Source organism: Pseudomonas sp. HY13-MNA-CIBAN-0226 (assembly GCF_040310305.1).
GTDB lineage: Bacteria > Pseudomonadota > Gammaproteobacteria > Pseudomonadales > Pseudomonadaceae > Aquipseudomonas > Aquipseudomonas gregormendelii.
Map to the genome: position 1 here is coordinate 12,227 of NZ_JBEOPS010000001.1, position 19,957 is coordinate 32,183.

At 60.3% G+C, this 19,957-nt stretch carries 17 protein-coding genes; 3 read left to right on the top strand and 14 right to left on the bottom strand.

What is annotated here, in order from left to right:
- The first annotated feature begins 224 nt into the window (after nt 1-224).
- Entirely contained in the window at nt 225-869 is a 645-nt protein-coding gene (gene crp / locus AAEZ05_RS00070) for a cAMP-activated global transcriptional regulator CRP (RefSeq protein ID WP_045059990.1), read from the top strand.
- Here crp and AAEZ05_RS00075 read toward each other — a convergent pair.
- The 4 genes from AAEZ05_RS00075 to AAEZ05_RS00090 form a co-directional block, all read right to left on the bottom strand.
- Nucleotides 866-1,567: a lipoate--protein ligase family protein gene (locus AAEZ05_RS00075; RefSeq protein ID WP_350646413.1), complete on the bottom strand. Its 702-nt coding sequence runs from the start codon at nt 1,565-1,567 to the stop codon at nt 866-868. The genes crp and AAEZ05_RS00075 overlap by 4 nt on opposite strands.
- A 97-nt stretch (nt 1,568-1,664) precedes the next feature.
- Nucleotides 1,665-2,501, bottom strand: coding sequence for an indole-3-glycerol phosphate synthase TrpC (gene trpC / locus AAEZ05_RS00080; RefSeq protein ID WP_350646414.1), 837 nt, complete (start codon nt 2,499-2,501; stop codon nt 1,665-1,667).
- Nucleotides 2,498-3,547, bottom strand: coding sequence for an anthranilate phosphoribosyltransferase (gene trpD / locus AAEZ05_RS00085; RefSeq protein WP_045059987.1), 1,050 nt, complete (start codon nt 3,545-3,547; stop codon nt 2,498-2,500). The genes trpC and trpD overlap by 4 nt, the downstream gene beginning before the upstream one ends.
- A 9-nt stretch (nt 3,548-3,556) precedes the next feature.
- Nucleotides 3,557-4,150 carry an aminodeoxychorismate/anthranilate synthase component II gene (locus AAEZ05_RS00090; RefSeq protein WP_007980194.1) on the bottom strand — a complete coding sequence of 198 codons (594 nt, stop codon included), beginning with the start codon at nt 4,148-4,150 and terminating at the stop codon, nt 3,557-3,559.
- Between the two features lie 407 nt (nt 4,151-4,557).
- On the opposite strand from AAEZ05_RS00090, the gene estP reads away from it, so the two are divergent.
- Nucleotides 4,558-6,465, top strand: coding sequence for an esterase EstP (gene estP / locus AAEZ05_RS00095; protein WP_350646415.1), 1,908 nt, complete (start codon nt 4,558-4,560; stop codon nt 6,463-6,465).
- Nucleotides 6,466-6,543: 78 nt separating this feature from the next.
- Here estP and trpE read toward each other — a convergent pair whose 3' ends face one another.
- The 10 genes from trpE to AAEZ05_RS00145 form a co-directional block, all read right to left on the bottom strand.
- Nucleotides 6,544-8,025, bottom strand: coding sequence for an anthranilate synthase component I (gene trpE / locus AAEZ05_RS00100; RefSeq protein WP_045059985.1), 1,482 nt, complete (start codon nt 8,023-8,025; stop codon nt 6,544-6,546).
- 71 nt (nt 8,026-8,096) lie between these two features.
- Complete coding sequence (locus tag AAEZ05_RS00105; protein ID WP_045059984.1) at nt 8,097-8,915, bottom strand: phosphoglycolate phosphatase; 819 nt, start codon at nt 8,913-8,915, stop codon at nt 8,097-8,099.
- Nucleotides 8,912-9,586 carry a ribulose-phosphate 3-epimerase gene (gene rpe / locus AAEZ05_RS00110; protein ID WP_045059983.1) on the bottom strand — a complete coding sequence of 225 codons (675 nt, stop codon included), beginning with the start codon at nt 9,584-9,586 and terminating at the stop codon, nt 8,912-8,914. The genes AAEZ05_RS00105 and rpe overlap by 4 nt, the downstream gene beginning before the upstream one ends.
- A gap of 80 nt (nt 9,587-9,666) precedes the next feature.
- Entirely contained in the window at nt 9,667-10,815 is a 1,149-nt protein-coding gene (locus AAEZ05_RS00115; protein ID WP_350646416.1) for an iron-containing alcohol dehydrogenase, read from the bottom strand.
- A 203-nt stretch (nt 10,816-11,018) separates the two neighbouring features.
- Nucleotides 11,019-11,843 carry an ABC transporter permease gene (locus tag AAEZ05_RS00120; protein ID WP_045059981.1) on the bottom strand — a complete coding sequence of 275 codons (825 nt, stop codon included), beginning with the start codon at nt 11,841-11,843 and terminating at the stop codon, nt 11,019-11,021.
- A 12-nt stretch (nt 11,844-11,855) separates the two neighbouring features.
- A complete protein-coding gene (locus tag AAEZ05_RS00125; RefSeq protein WP_045059980.1) occupies nt 11,856-13,103 on the bottom strand; it encodes an ABC transporter permease in 1,248 nt (415 codons plus the stop codon).
- Nucleotides 13,104-13,272: 169 nt separating this feature from the next.
- Nucleotides 13,273-14,316, bottom strand: coding sequence for an ABC transporter substrate-binding protein (locus AAEZ05_RS00130; protein WP_045059979.1), 1,044 nt, complete (start codon nt 14,314-14,316; stop codon nt 13,273-13,275).
- Nucleotides 14,317-14,359: 43 nt separating this feature from the next.
- Entirely contained in the window at nt 14,360-15,484 is a 1,125-nt protein-coding gene (locus AAEZ05_RS00135) for an ABC transporter ATP-binding protein (RefSeq protein ID WP_045059978.1), read from the bottom strand.
- Between the two features lie 229 nt (nt 15,485-15,713).
- A complete protein-coding gene (locus AAEZ05_RS00140; protein WP_003210977.1) occupies nt 15,714-16,343 on the bottom strand; it encodes a response regulator in 630 nt (209 codons plus the stop codon).
- A 155-nt stretch (nt 16,344-16,498) separates the two neighbouring features.
- Nucleotides 16,499-18,895, bottom strand: a complete 2,397-nt coding sequence (locus AAEZ05_RS00145) for a PAS domain-containing sensor histidine kinase (RefSeq protein WP_045059977.1) — start codon at nt 18,893-18,895, stop codon at nt 16,499-16,501.
- 73 nt (nt 18,896-18,968) lie between these two features.
- On the opposite strand from AAEZ05_RS00145, the gene AAEZ05_RS00150 reads away from it, so the two are divergent.
- The gene (locus AAEZ05_RS00150; protein ID WP_045059976.1) at nt 18,969-19,955 is read left to right on the top strand and encodes an alpha/beta hydrolase family protein; all 987 of its coding nucleotides are present in this window, start codon (nt 18,969-18,971) and stop codon (nt 19,953-19,955) included.
- Nucleotides 19,956-19,957 lie beyond the last annotated feature (2 nt).

Below are 19,957 nucleotides of genomic sequence, written 5' to 3' on the forward strand. Positions count from 1 at the left end.
TTAGCACAGGGCCCGTGGTTGACAGGGTTCACCTGTGCAGGACATAACCGCTCGCCCCAGGCAAAATCTCGAAAACTGCAGAAAGTGTCTGTTATGCTGGCGCCAAATCGCTGGCGCCTTGCCAGACCTGAAGCGAACAACAAGATCGTCCGATCGCGGCCTGAACTGTCGTCAGCTCGTGCAAATAAATCCAACTTACTGCGCAGTCTTTTCGGGATACAACCATGGTTGCTATTGCCCCCACCCCCAAGATCAAGAACCTCGACAAGCTGCTCATGCATTGCCAGCGCCGTCGGTATCAGGCCAAGAGCAACATCATTTGTGCCGGCGACCGCTCCGATACCCTGTTCTTCATCATCAAGGGCTCGGTCACGATCCTGATTGAAGACGATGATGGCCGCGAGATGATCATCGCGTACCTTAACTCCGGGGACTTTTTCGGTGAGCTGGGCCTGTTCGAACAGGCCGGCCAGGAGCAGCAACGCAGCGCCTGGGTGCGGGCGAAGATTGAATGCGAAGTCGCGGAGATCAGCTATGCGAAATTTCGCGAATTATCCCTGCAGGACCCAGACATTCTTTACGTGCTCAGCGGACAGATCGCCCAGCGCCTGCGCAATACCACCCGCAAAGTCGGTGACCTGGCCTTCTTCGACGTGACGGGCCGCGTCGCGCGCTGCCTGCTGGAACTGTGCAAGCAACCCGACGCCATGACTCATCCCGACGGGATGCAGATCAAGGTGACCCGCCAGGAAATCGGGCGGATTGTCGGGTGTTCCCGGGAGATGGTCGGTCGCGTGCTCAAGGATCTGGAAGAGCGCAACCTGGTAAACGTCAAAGGCAAGACCATGGTGATCTTCGGCACGCGTTAACCACCGAACATCTGCTTGAGCATTTGCCGGTAGAGTTGGTCCAGTCGCATCAACGCTTGCGGTGCGGCGAATTTCTCATGCAACGCAATGTGGCTATCGGCGCGTACTCGCTGCTCCAGGCCACAGGCTTGATTAAAACGATTGACCGCAGCCACCATGGATTCGCGCTGGTTATCGAGCAGCAAGGCCCCATGCACCAGGCCGACCGGCCGCGTACCACCCTTGCTTTGCCGCCAGCGTTGAGCGGTGCCAACCATTTTCCGACCGTCCAGGTTGACGTTGAAGCGACCATCACAGAATGCACCTTCCACTTCACCGATGGACGACGCCCCGCCCAACTCATCCAGCAGCTGACAGATAGGATCGCAGAGGCGGCGATAGGCTGTTTCGATACGATTCTGGTCACCCTCGCTGCGCGGTGGAGCATAAACCAACGCAATGTTGATCGTGGCAGCGGACTGCGGCACGGGCTCGCCGCCGGTTTCACGCAACAAGACTGGCCAACCGGCTGCCGCTGAAACTTCGCAGGCGGATTCGAACGGAGGCAGGCGATTGAGACGACGCGGCATGACCAGCGCCTGATCATTGGGCTGCCAGAACAGCAGGCCGAATTCCGATTCACCGGTGCAGACCTGCGCAAGCAGTTCCTGTTCGGCGAGCAAGCCGGCTTCTACAGAATGAGAGATTGGCTGGGGCATGGATGACTCAGCAAGACATGACGTCTGTGGGGTTCTTGATGGCCTCTTCGCGGGCAAGCCCGCTCCCACAGGGATTGGGTTGCCTACGAAAATGCACTCAGTCGAGGGTAGAACCGCTGACTGCAGTACCACGCTCGGGGAAAAACAGACGCTGCAGTTCAGTACCCGGGCTTTCCGCGCGCATGAACGCTTCACCCACGAGGAACGCGTAGACGTCGCTGATTTCCATCAGTTCCACATCGGCACGGTTGAGAATGCCGCTTTCGGTAATCACCAAACGATCCCGCGGAATTCGCGGCAACAGATCCAGGGTAATCTCCAGGCTCACGTCGAAGGTATGCAGGTTGCGGTTGTTGATGCCCACCAGCGGAGTGTCGAGGGTTTTCAAGGCCCGCTCCAGCTCGTCTCCATCGTGAACTTCCACCAGTACGTCCAGGCCGACACCTTTGGCGACAGCCGCCAGCTCGGCCATTTTCACGTCGTCCAGGGCGGAAACGATCAACAGCACACAGTCGGCGCCCAATGCCCGGGCTTCGACGATCTGGTAAGGATCGATCATGAAGTCCTTGCGGATCACCGGCAGTTTGCACGCCGCTCGCGCCTGCTGCAGGTAAGCATCGGCACCCTGGAAGTAATCGATATCAGTGAGTACCGACAGGCAGGTGGCGCCGCCTTTTTCGTAACTTCTGGCGATATCGGCCGGTACGAAGTGCTCGCGGATCACACCTTTGCTGGGTGAGGCTTTCTTGATTTCAGCGATGACGGCAGGCTGCTTCGACTTGGCCTGGGCGATCAATGCGTTGGCAAAACCACGGGGGGCATCGGCCGCCTTGGCCAGGCTTTCCAGCTCGGCCAGACTCACACGAGCACTGCGCTCGGCGACTTCCTGGACTTTACGCGCCAGAATGTTTTCCAGAACCGTCGGTACACTCATCCTTCATTCTCCACTCTGAATACCGCGGTAAATGCACCCAGTTCCTCAAGCTTTTCCCGAGCAAGACCTGTGTGCAGCGCATCGTGCGCCAGGGCAACGCCCTCTTTCAAACTGGTGGCATGGTCGGCGGCGTACAACGCCGCACCGGCGTTGAGCACAATCATCTCGGCCGCTTTCTGACCGTTCTCGGTCTTGCGCTTGCCCAGGGCATCGCGAATCAGCTCCAGCGATGCCGCCGGACTCTCGACAGCCAGGCCGTGCAGGCTCTGGCTCTTCATGCCCAGGTCTTCAGGCTCTACCCAATACTCTGTGATCTGGTCGTTCTTCAATTCCGCAACGAAAGTCGGCGCGGCAAGACTGAATTCATCCAGGCCATCCTTGGAATGCACCACCAGCACGTGCTTGCTGCCAAGCCGCTGCAAGACTTCGGCCAAGGGACGGCACAACGCCTGGCTGAACACACCCACTACCTGATGTTTGACACCGGCCGGATTCGTAAGCGGGCCGAGCATGTTGAACATCGTGCGCAAGCCCAGCTCGCGGCGCGGGCCGGCGGCGTGCTTCATGGCACTGTGGTGGGTCTGGGCAAACATGAAGCCGATGCCGACGTTGTCGATGCAGCGCGCCACCTGGACCGGCGTCAGGTTCAAGTAGATGCCAGCAGCCTCCAGCAGGTCCGCGCTGCCGCTTTTGCCAGACACCGCACGGTTACCGTGCTTGGCGACGGTGCAGCCGGCGGCCGCGACTACAAACGAAGACGCGGTCGACACGTTAAAGATGTTGGCACCGTCACCGCCGGTACCCACCACGTCGACCACACCGTCAAGGGTCTTGAGTTCGACCTTGTCCGCAAGCTCGCGCATGGCCGACACCGCGCCGACGATCTCGTCGATGCTCTCACTTTTCATGCGCATGGCCATCATGAATGCGCCGATCTGCGCATCCGTGCATTGTCCGGTCATGATTTCGCGCATCACATCGCGCATCTCGTCCGTGCTCAGGTCGAGTTGGCCGACGATACGACTCAGGGCTGTCTTGATATCCATGGAAAGTCCTTAGCGTGTGCCGCCGGTTTGTTTGAGGAAGTTGGCGAACAGTTCGTGGCCCTGCTCGGTGAGGATCGACTCGGGGTGAAACTGCACCCCCTCGATGTTCAGCGTCTTGTGGCGCAAGCCCATGATTTCGTCGACCGAGCCATCTTCCAGCTGAGTCCAGGCCGTCAGCTCCAGACAGTCGGGGAGGGTTTCGCGCTTGACGATCAGCGAGTGATAACGAGTGACCGTCAGCGGTCGATTCAGGCCGGCGAATACGCCCTTGTCCTCGTGGAATACCGGGCTAGTCTTACCGTGCATGACCTGGCGCGCGCGAACCACGTCACCACCAAAGGCCTGGCCGATGGATTGATGCCCGAGGCACACGCCCAGGATCGGCAGCTTGCCGGCGAAATGCTTGATGGCTTCGATGGAAATGCCGGCTTCGGTCGGTGTGCAAGGACCGGGGGACACCACGATGCGCTCAGGGTTGAGGGCTTCGATTTCGGCAATGGTGAGCTCATCGTTGCGCACGACTTTGACCTGGGAGCCGAGCTCACCAAGGTACTGCACAACGTTGTAGGTAAAGGAGTCGTAGTTATCGATCATCAGCAACATGGCGCTGGGAACCTCTTGAATTCACTGATTTTTGAACATGACCTTCAGATGATTACCCGCAGGGCGCTGCGCTTTGTCGGGTGCTGGAGTGGCGCCAGCAAAGCGGCAGGTGAAACGGGCAACGAAGGTAAATCGGTACAGGTCCGGCGAGGCCGGCAAAGAATTCAGGCGCGCCAACGCCAGCGGGCGTGTGCCTTGATGACTTGATCCAGGAGTTTGCTGATGATCAACACGGGGAAGGTCTCATTCATACGTCTTGGCACAGTAACTTAGCTGGGCGGAGCGTGCAATATCGCGGTGACGCCCGCAGGCGAATCATTAGAAGGGATCGCGACGGATGGCGAAAGGCCGGTTTTTTTTGGTACTGTCGTTTCGTTCACTACAACAATAAATAAACGGACTTGCTCATGATCAAACAGACGCTGTTTGTACCGCTCGCCGGATGCTTGCTCGCAATGGCCTGCACCCAAGCGATCGCCGCTCCCAACCCATACTCCAACTTTGTCGTGTTCGGCGACAGCCTCAACGATGCCGGGACCTTTACCGATTCAGGCGGGCCGGCAGGTGCGACCCAGCGCTACACCAACCGGACGGGGCCGGTTTATCAGGATGGCAGCGGCGAGTCGCGCTCGCTCAACTCTACCCAATTGCTGGGTGGCCGACTCGGGTTCTCTGCCGACGAAACCGCAGCGTCGACTTCGGCCGTGCGGGCCAACCAGGGTTTGGCGGATGGTAACAACTGGGCGGTCGGCGGCTACCGCACCGACCAGATCCTTGACTCGATCACCACCCAGTCCGCTACAGGGGAGCGCACCCGGGTCGGTTATCTGCCGTCGAACAATTTCCAGGCTGACCCAAACGCGCTGTACTACCTCTCGGGAGGTGGTAACGACTTCCTTCAGGGGCGCATCCTCAGCCCCGCCCAGGCGAACGCCGCCGCAGACCGCCTGGCCGACAGCGTGCAAGTGCTGCAGACCGCCGGCGCGAAATACGTGATGGTCTGGTTGCTGCCGGACATCGGCCTGACGCCGGCCATCAATGGCACCGGCCTGCAAACGGCCGCCACCCAGCTCAGCAATCAGTTCAACCTGCAGCTGGTGCAGCGCCTGCAGGGCATCAACGCCGAAATCATCCCGCTGAACATTCCCCTGCTGCTGCAGGAGAGCTTTGCGGATCCGGGACGTTTCGGCCTGGCGACTGACCAGAACCTGACGGCAACCTGCTTCAGTGGCAATGGCTGCACGGAAAACGCTACCTATGGCATCAACAGTGCCACGCCAGACCCGACCAAGCTGATCTACAACGATGGGGTCCATCCGACCGAAGCCGGGCAAAAGCTGATCGCCGATTACGCCTATTCGCTGCTCGCCGCGCCATGGGAGCTGACGCTGCTGCCGGAAATGGCCCACGCCACCTTGCGCGCGCATCAGGACGAACTGCGCAGCCAATGGCAATCGGACTGGGAAGACTGGCAAGCGGTCGGGCAATGGCGAGCCATTGTTGCCGGGGGCGGCCAGCATCTTGACCTCGACAGCCAGAGCAGCGGCGCCAGCGCCGACGGCAGCGGTTACAACCTGAATGTGGGCGGCAGCTACCGGCTCAACGACGCCTGGCGCGTAGGTGTCGCCGCAGGTTTCTACCGGCAGAACCTGGATGCCGGCAATAACGACTCGGACTACAAGCTCAATAGCTACCTGGCTACAGCATTTGCCCAGTTCCAGCAGAACCGCTGGTGGGCGGATGCTGCGCTGACAGGTGGAAAGCTGGACTACGACAACCTCAAGCGCAAGTTCGACCTGGGCGCCAGCGAAGGTGCCGAGAAAGGCGATACTGACGGGCATTTGTGGGCATTCAGCACGCGCATTGGCTACGACATTGCCCAACCGGGCAGCGAGTGGCACCTGTCACCGTTTGTCAGTGCCGATTACGCCAAGGTGGAAGTCGACGGGTACTCGGAGAATAGCAATCGCGCAACCGCGTTGAGTTTTGATGACCAGACCCGTAACTCGAAACGCCTGGGCGTTGGCCTGCAGGGCAAGTACCAGATCACCTCGCAAACCCGGGTGTTTGGTGAGTATGCCTACGAGCGCGAGTACGAGGACGATGTGCAGAAGATCAACATCGCCCTCAATAGCTTGCCGGCCAATGATTTCACCCTGCAAGGCTATACCCCGCAGAGTCATTTGAACCGGGTGAACCTGGGGGTGAGTCACAACCTCACCAAAGACCTCGCACTGCGCGCGAGCTACATCATTCGCAAGGATGACGACTTTACCCAACAAGGCGTAAACCTGGGTGTGGCGCTGGATTTCTGATCGGCTGATCGACAGGTGAAAAAAAACGGCGCCCTCACAGGCGCCGCTTTTTTTGGGGGTGCCCCCCTTTGTGTCAACTCATGCGTCCGGGGTTTGCTCGGCCAGCGCCACCGCGCGGAACATGGCGCGTCGCTTGTTCAATGTTTCTTCCCATTCCAGGGCCGGCACCGAGTCGGCAACGATCCCGCCACCGGCCTGCACGTGGAGCTCGCCATTCTTGATCACCGCCGTGCGGATCGCGATGGCGGTGTCCATGTTACCGTTCCAGGCAAAATAACCCACCGCTCCACCGTAGACTCCGCGTTTGACCGGTTCCAGCTCGTCGATGATTTCCATCGCACGAATCTTCGGTGCACCCGACAAGGTGCCAGCCGGCAGAATTGCCCGCAGCGCGTCCATCGCGGTCAGCCCGGCTTTCAATTGCCCGGTGACGTTGGAAACGATATGCATCACGTTGGAATAACGCTCGATGACCATCTTCTCGGTGAGTTTCACCGAGCCGATTTCCGATACGCGACCGGTGTCATTACGTCCCAGGTCGATGAGCATCAAGTGCTCGGCGATTTCCTTGTCGTCGGACAGCAGGTCTTGCTCCAGCGCCAGGTCCGCTTCTTCGTTGGCGCCCCGTGGGCGGGTGCCGGCGATCGGGCGCACGGTGATCAGGTTGTCTTCGACCCGCACCAACACTTCCGGCGAACTGCCAACGACGTGGAAATCACCGAAGTTGAAGAAGTACATGTAGGGCGTCGGGTTGAAGCAGCGCAGTGCCCGGTACAGATCAATCGGTGCCGCCTTGAAGTCGATCGACATGCGCTGGGAAGGTACGACCTGCATGCAATCACCAGCGAGGATGTATTCCTTGATGGTGTCGACGGCTTTTTCGTAATCGTCCTGGGTGAAGCTGGAGCGGAACACCGGGTCCGCCGCTTGCTGCTTGCTGAAGTCCAGGCCACGGCGCGGAGTGATTGGCTGGCGCAGTTGCTCCAGCAACTCCTGCAGCCGTGCCTGTCCCTGCTCGAATGCACCTTCCTGAGCTGGATCAGCCAGGACAATGGCGTGCATCTTGCCGGCCAGGTTGTCGAAAACCACCACCGCATCCGAGACCATCAGCAGGATATCCGGCACGCCCAGCGGGTCCGGGTTCGGGCACTTGCCCAGGCGTTTCTCGACATAGCGCACGCAGTCATAACCGAAGTAACCCACCAGGCCGCCATTGAAGCGTGGCAAACCAGCAATGGTCGGCACGTTATAGCGCGCCTTGAATTCTTCGACGAAGGCCAGCGGGTCTTCCGTCTCGTGGGTTTCGATTTCGACTCCGTCGTGGGTCACGCTGACGTGGTGATCATGCACCCGCAACACCGTGCGGCACGGCAGGCCGATGATCGAATAACGGCCCCACTTTTCCCCGCCCTGTACCGATTCGAGCAAGTAGGAGTTCGGCTGGTCGGCCAGTTTGAGATAGATCGACAGCGGCGTATCGAAGTCGGCCAGGGTTTCGCAGGCCAGGGGAATGCGGTTATAGCCGGCAGCGGCCAAACGCAGGAACTCTTCGCGGATCATGGGGTAGCCTCGTGGCTTGAGGTGCTAACAGTCAGGTATGCAAACGCGCCGGAACGCCGGCCAGAATCGAGTCAGGCGCGCCAACGCCAGCGGGCCAGGGCCTTGATGACTTTCATCCAGAGTTTGCGGGTGACCACCACGATGGCGTTTCCATTAGGGGATTGAACAGCGTCGGGCAACGTTATCCCAGAGGCCGTATCCAGGCAACCGGGAATTAGCTTGCGCAGGTCGTCAATCACCAGTGCCGGCGATTCTTCGGCAATCGGCCGGCCATGGTTATAGCCGTAGCTCAGCGCGACGCACTTGACCCCTGCCGCTTTCGCCGCCAGCACGTCGCTGCGCGAATCACCGACGAACAACGACTGCGAAGCCGGAATGTTGGCCATTTTCATCACAAAGAACAGCGCGGCCGGGTCGGGTTTTTTTTGCGGCAGGGTATCGCCGCCGATGATCCATTTGAAATAGCGACCGATCTTCATCTGGTCCAGCAGCGGCGCGACGAAACGCTCCGGCTTGTTGGTGATCAGCGCCATTTCCACGCCCTGCTTGTGCAACCATTTGAGCGTGTCGCGAACACCAGGGTAGACCACCGTGAGCTCATGACTCTCGCTGTAGGCTTGCATGAAGATATCCAGCGCGCCTTCGGCTTCACCGTCATCAACCGTTGAGTGATCGATGCCACCGGCCAACGCACGTCGTACCAGCACCGGCGCGCCGTTGCCGACCCACTTGCGTACCGACTCGAGGCCCGCAGGCTGGCGGCCGAGCTTGAGCAGCATGTTGTCCACGGCGACAGCCAGGTCGGGGACCGAATCGATCAGTGTGCCATCCAGATCGAACATCACCAGGCGCGGCAACGCCCCCGGGAACAGCTGCTCAAAGCCACTCATGGACGGGTCAACGCCAGTTCGGAGCGCATCTTCTCGATCACTTCCTGGTAGTTCGGCGCGTTGAAGATGGCCGAGCCGGCGACAAAGGTGTCAGCCCCCGCCGCCGCAATTTCACGAATGTTGTTCACGTTAACGCCGCCGTCGATTTCCAGGCGGATGTCGCGACCGCTGGCATCGATCAGTGCCCGCGCTTCGCGCAGCTTGTCGAGGGTGCCCGGAATGAACTTCTGCCCGCCGAAGCCGGGGTTGACGCTCATCAGCAGAATCATGTCGACCTTGTCCATCACGTACTTGAGTACGTCGAGCGGAGTCGCCGGGTTGAACACCAGGCCAGACTTGCAGCCTCCCTCGCGGATCATTTGCAGGGAGCGGTCGACATGCTGCGTCGCTTCCGGGTGGAAGGTGATGTAGGTCGCGCCGGCTTCGATGAAGTCGCCGACTATACGGTCTACCGGGCTGACCATCAGGTGCGCGTCGATCGGCGCGGTCACGCCGTATTTACGCAGCGCCGCGCAGACCATCGGACCGATGGTCAGGTTCGGCACGTAATGGTTGTCCATGACGTCGAAGTGGACGAAGTCGGCGCCAGCGGCCAGGACGTTGTCCACTTCCTCGCCCAAGCGGGCGAAGTCGGCGGAGAGAATCGACGGAGCAATTACGAAGGGCTGCATGACGCACCTTTTCTGAGCAAAATCACGATGGCGCGCATTGTATACCTCATGCTTTGACGCGCGCGACGTGACTGCGATGATCAGTAAGCCGCCCGGTAGATCTTCTCGATATCGACGGCGCTCAATTGACGAGGATTGTTGCGCATCAGACGTTCGATCCCCGCGGCTTCCACGGCCATGGCCGGGATCGCATCCTCGGGAACGCCGAAACTGCGCAGGCCCTGGGGAAGTTCAACCGCAGCGCACAATGCCGCCATCGCCTCGACGGCTTTGTGCGCGGCCTCATTGGCACTCAGATGAGCAGTACGGACCCCCATGGCCTCGGCAATATCCTGCATTCGCTCAACGCAGGCCATTTTGTTCCACGTCATGACATGGGGCAGCAACAACGCATTGCTGACGCCATGGGCGATATTGAAGCGCCCGCCCAACGGATACGCCAGTGCATGCACCGCACCGACCCCGGCATTCCCGAACGCCATGCCGGCCATCAGGCTGGCAGTGGCCATGTCTTCGCGGGCCTGCAGATTGGAGGGGTTGGCGTAGGCCTTGGGCAGCGCCCCGGAAATCAGCTTGATCGCGCCGATGGCCAAGGCATCGGTAATGGGCGAAGCATTGACCGAAAGGTAGGACTCGATGGCATGCACCAGCGCATCGACGCCGCTCGCTGCCGTGACGCCGCGCGGACATGTCAGGGTCATCTGCGGGCTGACCAGCGCCACGTCCGGCAACAGGTAGTCGCTGACAATTCCTTTTTTGAGTTGCGCGACCTTGTCGGACAGGATCGCCACATTGGTCACTTCCGAGCCGGTACCGGCAGTAGTCGGTATGGCGATCAACGGCGGGCCTTTGCGGGGCACCTGGTCGACACCGAACAAATCCTCAAGCGCACCGTGATAACCGGCATAGGCTGCGACACTCTTGGCGATGTCGATCGCACTGCCACCACCCAGGCCGATGAGCCCGTCGTGCCCGCCTTCGCGATAGACCTGCATGCAATCTTCAACGATGGCGATTTCCGGATCCGGCAACACCCGGTCAAAGATCTCATAAGTGCGACCGCCCAATTGCGCCAGCGCGAGCTCGACTGTGCCGGATTTAACCAGCGCAGCGTCGGTGACGATCAGGGGGTGGTCGATGTCCAGCCGGGTGAGCTCAGCGGCCAGCTGCTCGATGGCACCTGCACCGGTGATCAGTTTGTGGGCGATTTTGAAAGAGGAAAGACTCATGTGCGCAGCCTCTTATAGGTAGGAGCTGGGCAACAATAGTAGCTGGGGATTGGAGGTTGTCTGGTATTCAGGGTGTGAATGACCTGGAACACTCAATCCCGCACAAACCCTCTGTAGGAGCTGCCGAAGGCTGCGATCTTTTGACCTTGATTCCTAAGATCAAAAGATCGCAGCCTTCGGCAGCTCCTACAGGAAGGGTCGTGTCAGACCTGTGCGGTCCGCAGTTTTTCGCTGCGCCCGCGCAGCCATTCCAGGGTCAGCAGCAGGATCACCGAGAAGGCGATCAACAGCGTCGCAGCTGCGGCGATCGTCGGGCTGAGGTTTTCGCGAATTCCGCTGAACATCTGCCGTGGCAAGGTCGCTTGTTCAGGACCGGCCAGGAACAGCGTCACGACCACTTCATCGAACGAAGTCGCAAAAGCAAACAGCGCCCCGGAAATCACCCCCGGTGCAATCAACGGCAAGGTCACACGACGGAACGCAGTCAGCGGCGAAGCCCCCAGACTTGCTGCGGCGCGCACCAGATTCTGGTTGAACCCCTGCAACGTCGCCGACACGGTGATAATCACAAAGGGCACACCCAACACCGCGTGCACCACGATCAGCGAGAAGAAACTGTTGCCCAGCCCCAGTGGTGCGAAGAACAGATAACTCGCCACACCGATGATTACCACCGGCACCACCATCGGCGAAATCACCAGGGCCATCACCAGCGCCTTGCCCGGGAAATCGCCCCGGGTCAGGCCGATCGCTGCCAGTGTGCCGAAGATCATCGCCAGCACCGTGGCCGCCGGGGCCACGATGATGCTGTTCTTCAGGGCGCGCATCCATTCCGCCGAGGCGAAGAAGTCCTGATACCAGTGCAGCGAAAAGCCTTGCAGCGGGTACACCAGGAAACTGCCCGAATTGAACGACAGCGGAATGATCACCAGCACCGGCAGAATCAGGAACAACAAAATCAAGCCGCAGAGAATCCGCAAGCTGTAGAACCACACCCGTTCGATGGGCGACATGTAAGGACTCAGCATTCCGTTCTCCCCTTAGCTCAGGCGCAGGCGACTGGCGCCTACCAGCCAGCTGTAAATCAGATAAAGCACGACGGTCGCCAACAGCAGCAGCCCACCCAGTGCGGTCGCCATGCCCCAGTTGATACTGGTATTGGTGTAGAAGGCGACGAAGTAGCTGACCATCTGGTCGTTCGGGCTACCCAACAACGCGGGCGTGATGTAGTAGCCGATGGCGAGGATGAACACCAACAGGCAACCGGCACCTACACCGGCATAGGTCTGCGGGAAGTACACCCGCCAGAAACTGGCGAACGGATGGCAGCCCAGGGAAATCGCCGCGCGCATATAGGTAGGCGAGATGCCTTTCATCACGCTGTAGATCGGCAGGATCATGAACGGCAGCAGGATGTGCACCATCGAGATGTAGACCCCGGTACGGTTGAACACCAGTTCCAGCGGCTTGTCGATGATGCCCATGGCCATTAGCCCGCTATTGATCAGGCCGCCCGATTGCAGCAACACGATCCAGGCTGCGACTCGCACCAGAATCGAGGTCCAGAAAGGCAACAGCACCAGAATCATCAACAGGTTGCTTTGCCGTGAAGGCAGGTTGGCCAGCAGGTAAGCCAGTGGATACGCCAGCACCAGGCAGATCGCCGTGATGACCAGACCCATCCAGAAAGTACGGGCGAAGATGTCGAGGTAGATCGCCTGGTCGGGAGTGGCCGGGGCCACTTCGCCGAGGTCGTCGATGCGGTGATCGACAGCAGCCAGCAGGTAATAAGGCGTGATGTTGCTGGTATTGCGGCGCACGGCTTGCCAATAAGCTGGGTCGCCCCAACGCTCGTCGAGGCTTTCCAGCGCTTCTTTATAAGAGGCTGGTTCAGTGGCGAACGGCAAGGCACGCGCAGTCTTGGTCAACAGGCTGCGGTAGCCGGCCAATTCCATGTTCAGGCGCTTGGACAGGTCTCCCAGGGTCTGATTCTTGCGAGCTTCGGCAAGGTCTTCGCTGGCGGCTTTATAGACCGGTTCAGCGGGCAGGCCTCGACCATCCCAACTGGCGATGGCAGCCACGGTGCGCGGCATACCGCCGACCACCTCCGGGTTGCCAACACTTTTATAGAGCAGCGCCACAATCGGCACCAGGAACACCAGCAGCAGGAACAGCACCAGCGGCGCGATCAAGGCTTGCGCTTTCCAGCGGTTGATCCGCTCGGCGTGCTTGAGCCGCTGCTTCAAGGTGGGGTCAGTGCCCGCGTTCAGGGGAATGGCGGTGGCCATGGCGTACTCCGGAAATCTTTGGATGGGCGGCATTACCGAAGTAATGCCGCATTACATCAACATTCATGAAACACGCCGCCCCCTGTAGGAGCTGGCGCAGCCTGCGATCTTTTGGCGGCCTTGAGATCGCTGGAGATCAAGATCAAAAGATCGCAGCCTTCGGCAGCTCCTACTTGGCCGCCCAGGAATTGAAACGCTGCTCCAGTTGCTCACCGTTGTCAGCCCAGAAGCTGACGTCGATCTGCACCTGGTTGGCGATGTTTTCCGGGGTGGTCGGCATGTCCTTCAGGACATCCTTGGCCAGCAACGGTACGGCCTGGGTATTGGCCGGGCCGTAGGCGATGTTTTCCGAGTAGGTCTTCTGCTGCTGTGGCTGCACCGAGAACGCGATGAATTTCTTCGCCGCTTCAGCACGCGCCTTGTCCAGACCTTTAGGAATGGCCCAGGCATCGAAGTCGTAGATGCCACCGTTCCACACGACCTTCAGGTTGCTTTCCTTCTGCACGGCGGCGATGCGGCCGTTGTACGCCGAGCTCATGACCACATCACCCGAAGCGAGGTACTGCGGCGGTTGTGCGCCCGCTTCCCACCACTGGATGCTTGGCTTGAGCTCGTCGAGCTTCTTGAACGCGCGGTCCTGACCGTCTTTACCCGCCAGCACTTTGTAGACGTCCTTGGGCGCTACGCCGTCGGCCATCAAGGCGAATTCCAGGGTGTACTTGGCGCCTTTACGCAGGCCACGCTTGCCCGGGAACTGCTTGGTGTCCCAGAAATCCACCCAACTGGTCGGCGCGGTTTTGAGCTTGTCGGCGTTGTAGGCCAGCACGGTCGACCACACAAAGAAGCCTACGCCGCACGGCTGGATGGCGCCCTTGACGTAGTCTTCGGTCTTGCCGAACAGTGCCGGGTCGAGTTGCTCGAACATGTCTTCGTCGCAGCCGCGGGACAGTTCTGGCGATTCAACTTCCACCAGGTCCCAGGACACGCTCTTGGTGTCGACCATGGCCTTGACCTTGGCCATCTCGCCATTGTATTCGCCCGCCACGATCTTGCCGTTGCCCGCCGCTTCCCAAGGTGCGTAGAAGGCTTTGACCTGCGCCGCCTTGTTCGCCCCGCCAAAGGACACGACAGTCAGGTCGGGACCTGCCGCCATTGCGTGTGCCGCACCGATCATGCCCATGACCAGGGCGGTGAATTTCAGGGATTTCAACATTTATATTGTTCTCCACGTGCAGGGTTGGTGTTGCAGGGGGCGATTAATTCGCCTCTAGAAGTGGGTCGAGCGCGCGAACGTGTTCGACTTGCCAGCCAAGCGGTACTACGTCACCAACGGCCAGCGCGGGATCGAGCTCGGCTATCGGCTGTTTAACAAAGAAATCGGTCTTGCCGCAGACTTCCAGGCGTACCCGGACGTGGTCACCCAGGTAGATGAATTCCGCCACCCGTCCTGAGAAGCGGTTGACGCAGGATTCGCTCGAACCGTTGAGGCTTATGCGCTCCGGGCGAATTGACAGCGTGACTGGCTCGCCGGTCTTGCCGACGTTCACTGCCAGGGCTTCAACCTTCTCGCCACGGCCCAACTCGACCACGCAGCGGTCACCGGTGTGGCTGTGCAGGCGGCCATTGAGGCGATTGTTCTCACCGATAAAGTTGGCGACGAAGGTGTTCTTCGGCTCTTCGTAGAGGCTGCGCGGCGGGGCGATCTGCTGGATTTCGCCTTGGTGGAACACGGCCACGCGGTCCGACATGGTCAACGCTTCTCCCTGGTCGTGGGTCACGTAGACCACGGTCACGCCCAGGCGCTGGTGCAGATGCTTGATCTCCATCTGCATGTGTTCGCGCAGTTGTTTGTCCAGTGCGCCCAGCGGTTCGTCCATCAGCACCAGTTGCGGCTCGAACACCAGCGCCCGGGCCAGGGCCACGCGCTGCTGCTGGCCACCAGACAGCTGCGCCGGATAGCGTTGGGCGAAGGCGTCGAGCTGAACCATGCTCAGGACTTTTTTCACCTTGTCGCTGACATCACTTTTGTTCAGGCCGCGCACGCTCAGCGGGAACGCAAGGTTCTCGGCAACGGTCATGTGCGGGAACAACGCGTAGTTCTGGAACACCATGCCGATGTCACGCTTGTGCGGCGGCACGTTGTTGATGGAGCGCCCGGCCAGCAGGATTTCGCCAGCGGTCGGGGTCTCAAAACCGGCGAGCATCATCAGGCTGGTGGTCTTGCCGGAGCCGGACGGCCCGAGCAACGTGAGGAATTCGCCTTTGCGAATATCCAGGTTGAGGTCTTTGACGATCAGGTTCTCGCCGTCGTAGCTCTTTTGCACTCCACGAAAGCTGACCAGAATGTCGCTGGCCCCTGCGCTTGAATCGACCTGGCTCATACCCACACCTTTGTTGTTGATGACTGCTGTGGACTAAGCCTAGTGGACGCTGGGGACCACGCAAATCGGGGGGCAGGAGAGAATCGCCTCAGCCGGCTGGAAGGTTGGGGGTAGGGATTGCCCTACAAGGATGGCGCGTTTGGGCAAATGCACCGGCACCTTGCCAGCTACAGGCTTGAAGCACAGGCAAAAGCGGCTTGAAGGGATGTCGCAGATAGATATGTCGCAATTAGAGGAGTTTGTGCTCCATCGCATATTTCACCAGCTCCGCCAGGGAGGTGATGTTGAGCTTCTGCATCAACCGCGCCTTGTGGGTGCTGATGGTTTTGCTGCTCAGCGCCAGTTGCTGGGCAATGTCGTTGACGTTGGCGCCCTGGGCCAGGCGCTCGAACACCGAGAATTCACGCTCTGACAGCAGCGAATGCAGCGGCCGCGAATCGGTCAGCCCCACCTCGAAGACCATTCGGTCAGCCAGGTCGGGGTCAATGTAGCGCCCACCCGCTGCGACCTTGCGGATGGCCGTCAGCAGCAGCGCCGGGTCACTGTCCTTGGTCGCGTAGCCTGCCGCGCCTACTTTTAAAGCGCGGGCGGCCATTTGCGCCTCGTCATGCATCGATAGCACCAGGATGGCCGGGGGATTGTTCAGCGCGCGAATCCGCGGAATGGCTTCCAGCCCATTGACCCCGGGCATGGAGATATCAAGCAGCACCACTTCGCAGGGAACATGACGCAGGGTCTCGAGCAACTGCTCGCCATTGCTCGCCTCCCCTACCACCAGCAAGTCCTTGGCCAGGCCGATCAACTGCTTGATGCCTTCGCGGACAATGGTGTGGTCTTCGGCTACCAGTACACGGATCACATTGTTCTCCATTCTTCTTGTTTCAGATCCAGGATCATTCGCGAGCAAAACCCCTCCCACAGGGAGACCGGGTCGAGGCACAGATCCCTATTACACTCCAACTGCTGTGGGAGCGGGCTTGCTCGCGAAGGCTTCATCATTGACAACACAAACCTTCAGGCCCCATCCAGCGGCACTCGCACCATCAGCGTCGTACCCTCACCCGGCTCACTCTCAAGCGACAACTCGCCGCCCATGATCAACACCCGTTCGCGCATGCCCACCACGCCAAAGGAAGTAGGCCGACCGGTTGAGGCGACAAATCCTGCGCCATCATCGCTGACCGTCATGAGCAACTCGTTGCCCTCGCGAACCAGCGTCAGTTCGACAGTATGCGCCTGGGCATGACGCATGACATTGGTCAACGCTTCCTGAAGGATCCGGAACAGTCCAATGGCCATAGCGTCGCTGAGCACTGGCAGGTTGTCCGGCACCTGCACCAGGCAGGGAATATGGGTGCGCGCTTCGAAGCGCCGGGCCTGCCATTCAATCGCCGAAGCGATCCCGGCGTCGAGAATTGGCGGGCGCAACGCTGTCGCCACGTCCCGAACCAGCTGGAACAACTGTGCAATCAGGCGCTTCATACTGTTCAAGCGATCCTGCAGGCCAGGATCAAGCTGCGCGTAGGACAGTTCGCACATCGAGGTCTCCAGCTTCAGCACGGTGAGCATTTGCCCCAGCTCGTCGTGGACCTCCCGGGCAATTCGCGCTTTCTCCTCTTCCCGCACGCTTTCCAGGTGCGCGGACAACTCCCGTAGCTGCTCGCGCGAGCTGGCCAGCTCCAGTTCGATGCGCTTGCTTTCGCTGATGTCCCAGACGATGCCATCCCAGACGTAGGCGCCGTCTTCCAGTCGACGGGTAATCGCCTTGATCTCGGCCCAGCGCTGTTCGCCCTGGCGGGTAAGAATTCGTCCTTGCCATGACCAGTCGCTGTCGGTGTCCAGCGCCAGGTCCTGGGTCCTGTGGTAGCTGGCTTTGTCATCCGGATGCACCAGGCTGCGCAGGCCCTTGTCGCGATGGGCGAGAGTCGCCGGGGAGTAACCGACCAGGGTTTCGCTGCCTTCACTGATGTAGGCAAAGTCGATCTGCCCTGTCACCGGCGCCCGCTCCAGGCGAAAGACCAATCCCGGGACGTTGGCGGCGATCCCCTGCAGCCGCGCTTCACTTTCCTGCAGTGCGGCCAGGGCACGGCGACGTTCAGTGACGTCGTTGAGGTAAACCACCAGGTACTCGCCTTCGCGAAATCGCAGGAAGCTCAACGACACGTCCGTTGGCAAGATACTGCCGTCCGCCCGCACGCAGTTGGTTTCGAAACTTTGCGGCCCCTCCTCGCTGGCACGGGCTCGCTTCCACAGGTTCAGCCAGCGATCCATGTGCAGGCCGGGTTCGAAATCGATCAATGGCCGGTCAATGATTCCGCCGGCGGCATAACCCAGCATGGTCTCGGCTGCACGGTTGGCATAGCGCACATGGCTGTCCCAATTCACCCACAGAATGCCGACCGTACTTTGATCGATGGAAAACTGCGTGAGCCGCAGCGCTTCTTCGCTGGCTGCACGCAAGGCAATGTCTTCACGTGCCGCGACCAGCCGCTGCTCCAGACTGTGCTGTTGGCGCCGTTGCCAGAAGACGATGGCCATGCTGCTGAACATCAGCACCGCAAACAACAGACACAGGTTTTGCCAGAAGCCTGGCGACTCGGCCAGCCGAGGGTATTTGGGCTGCAGCCACTGGTTGTGCAACTGTTCGAGGTCCTTGGCCGGAATCGCCCGCAACGCCGCCTCGACGATGCCTGCCAGTTCAGGCCAGTCACGGCGGGTCGCAACCCGCAGCAACTGCGGCAAGCCAATGTCACCCACCACCACCAGTCCGGCGAACTCCGGTTCGGCGGACAATCGACCGAGCTGCGCCTCATCGACTACTGCGTAGCTGGCCTGCTGGCTCAGCAGCAGTTGCAAGGCCTGGCGCTCGATCGGCACGCCCTGCAAATTCAGATGCGGGTAATTGCCGCGCAGATAGTCAGCAGTCGCACCTGGCATGCGCACCGCCACCCGGGTCTGGCTATCGAGTTTTTCCAGCTCTACCACGCCAGCGCTCTTCTGATCACTGACCACCAGCTGGGGCACCCGCATATAAGGGTCGGAAAACTGCCATAGCCGCAGACCTCCCGGGGTTTGCGTCAGCCCAGGGGCAATGTCGATTTCGTCTTCTCGGGCCGCCGCCTCCAGTTGCGCCAGGTCGGGGAAATTGCGCCAGCTCAATTCGACCTTGAGGGATTTGGCCACCCACTTCATAAGCTCGACATTGACCCCGGACAGCCGCTGCAAGCGCCGATCGTATTGGGCATAAGGCGTTTGCAGCACCACCCCGACGCGCAACTCGCCATGACTGGCCAACCACTGGCGCTGCGCCGGCGACAGTTGCGCAAGATGCTCGGAAGGCGCGGAGGCCGCCCAACCCGCCAGGGAAAAGCACAGACAGGCAATCATTAACAGGCAGCGCACAACCATCATTAAAGCCCCACACACTGACAAATACTGACTAACCCATTAGGCTGCCGGAATCACTTCTGGCCTGGAATATCCGATGCCCATTGTCTACCACCTGGCACTGCCAGCATTGTGCCTGTCGCTGATCCTGCCTTGCGCGTTTTCCGTCAAGGCGGCCGACCCGGCCCCTGCTGCTGATTCCCCTGCTGCATCTGCGCCAACGCAACGCCAACCGCTGCTTGAGCGTAGTCAGGAAGACGCGGCCGCACTCGAACGCACCTTGCCCGCTCAGGAACAGCAACAGCTGCAAGCGGGCAGCGAGACCTTCCTGGCGCTGTGGAAGCCGGCGAATACTGCAGAGCCCAAAGGTGCGGTGATTATCGTCCCGGGCGTCGGCGAGACAGCTGACTCACCGCAAGCGATCGGCCCATTGCGTCGTAAATTACCGGATGCCGGCTGGAGCAGCCTGAGTATCACCTTGCCAGACCTGCAAAGCGACGCCATTGCCCCTCGCGTCCTCGAAGTGCCCCCGGCGATCAAGGCCCCTGACACAGGGACCAAGGATTCGACCACTTCCACGCCCATCGAACAGGCCGCCGGCGGCGAGGCCGATGTGGCAGACAAGGCTGTGGTCGAAAGCGTCGACGAACAGCGAAGGGTCGATGCCGAACGGATTTTCGCGCGAATAGACGCGGCAGTGGCCTACGCCGAAGGGCAAAGCGCTCGCAGCATCGTCGTGCTGGGACATGGCACCGGCGGCTACTGGGCAGCCCGATACCTGAGCGAGAAGCAGCCACCGCAGGTCGAGAAGCTGGTAATGGTCGCGGTCAAGACGCCGGCATCCACCAAGCCCGAGCTGGTCGAGCTGACCTCGACGCTCAAACTGCCCACCGCAGATATTTTCTACATGGACAAGCCGCTGGACCGCGATGAAGCGCTCAAGCGATTGCAGGCGAGCAAGCGGCTGAAGACGGCAGCGTTCAGCCAGGTTTCGTTGAAAGCCTTGCCAGGAAATGCCAAGGATCAACAAGAGCAGCTGGTCCGCCGGGTGCGGGGTTGGTTGAGCCCTCAGCCGGCGGGATGAAA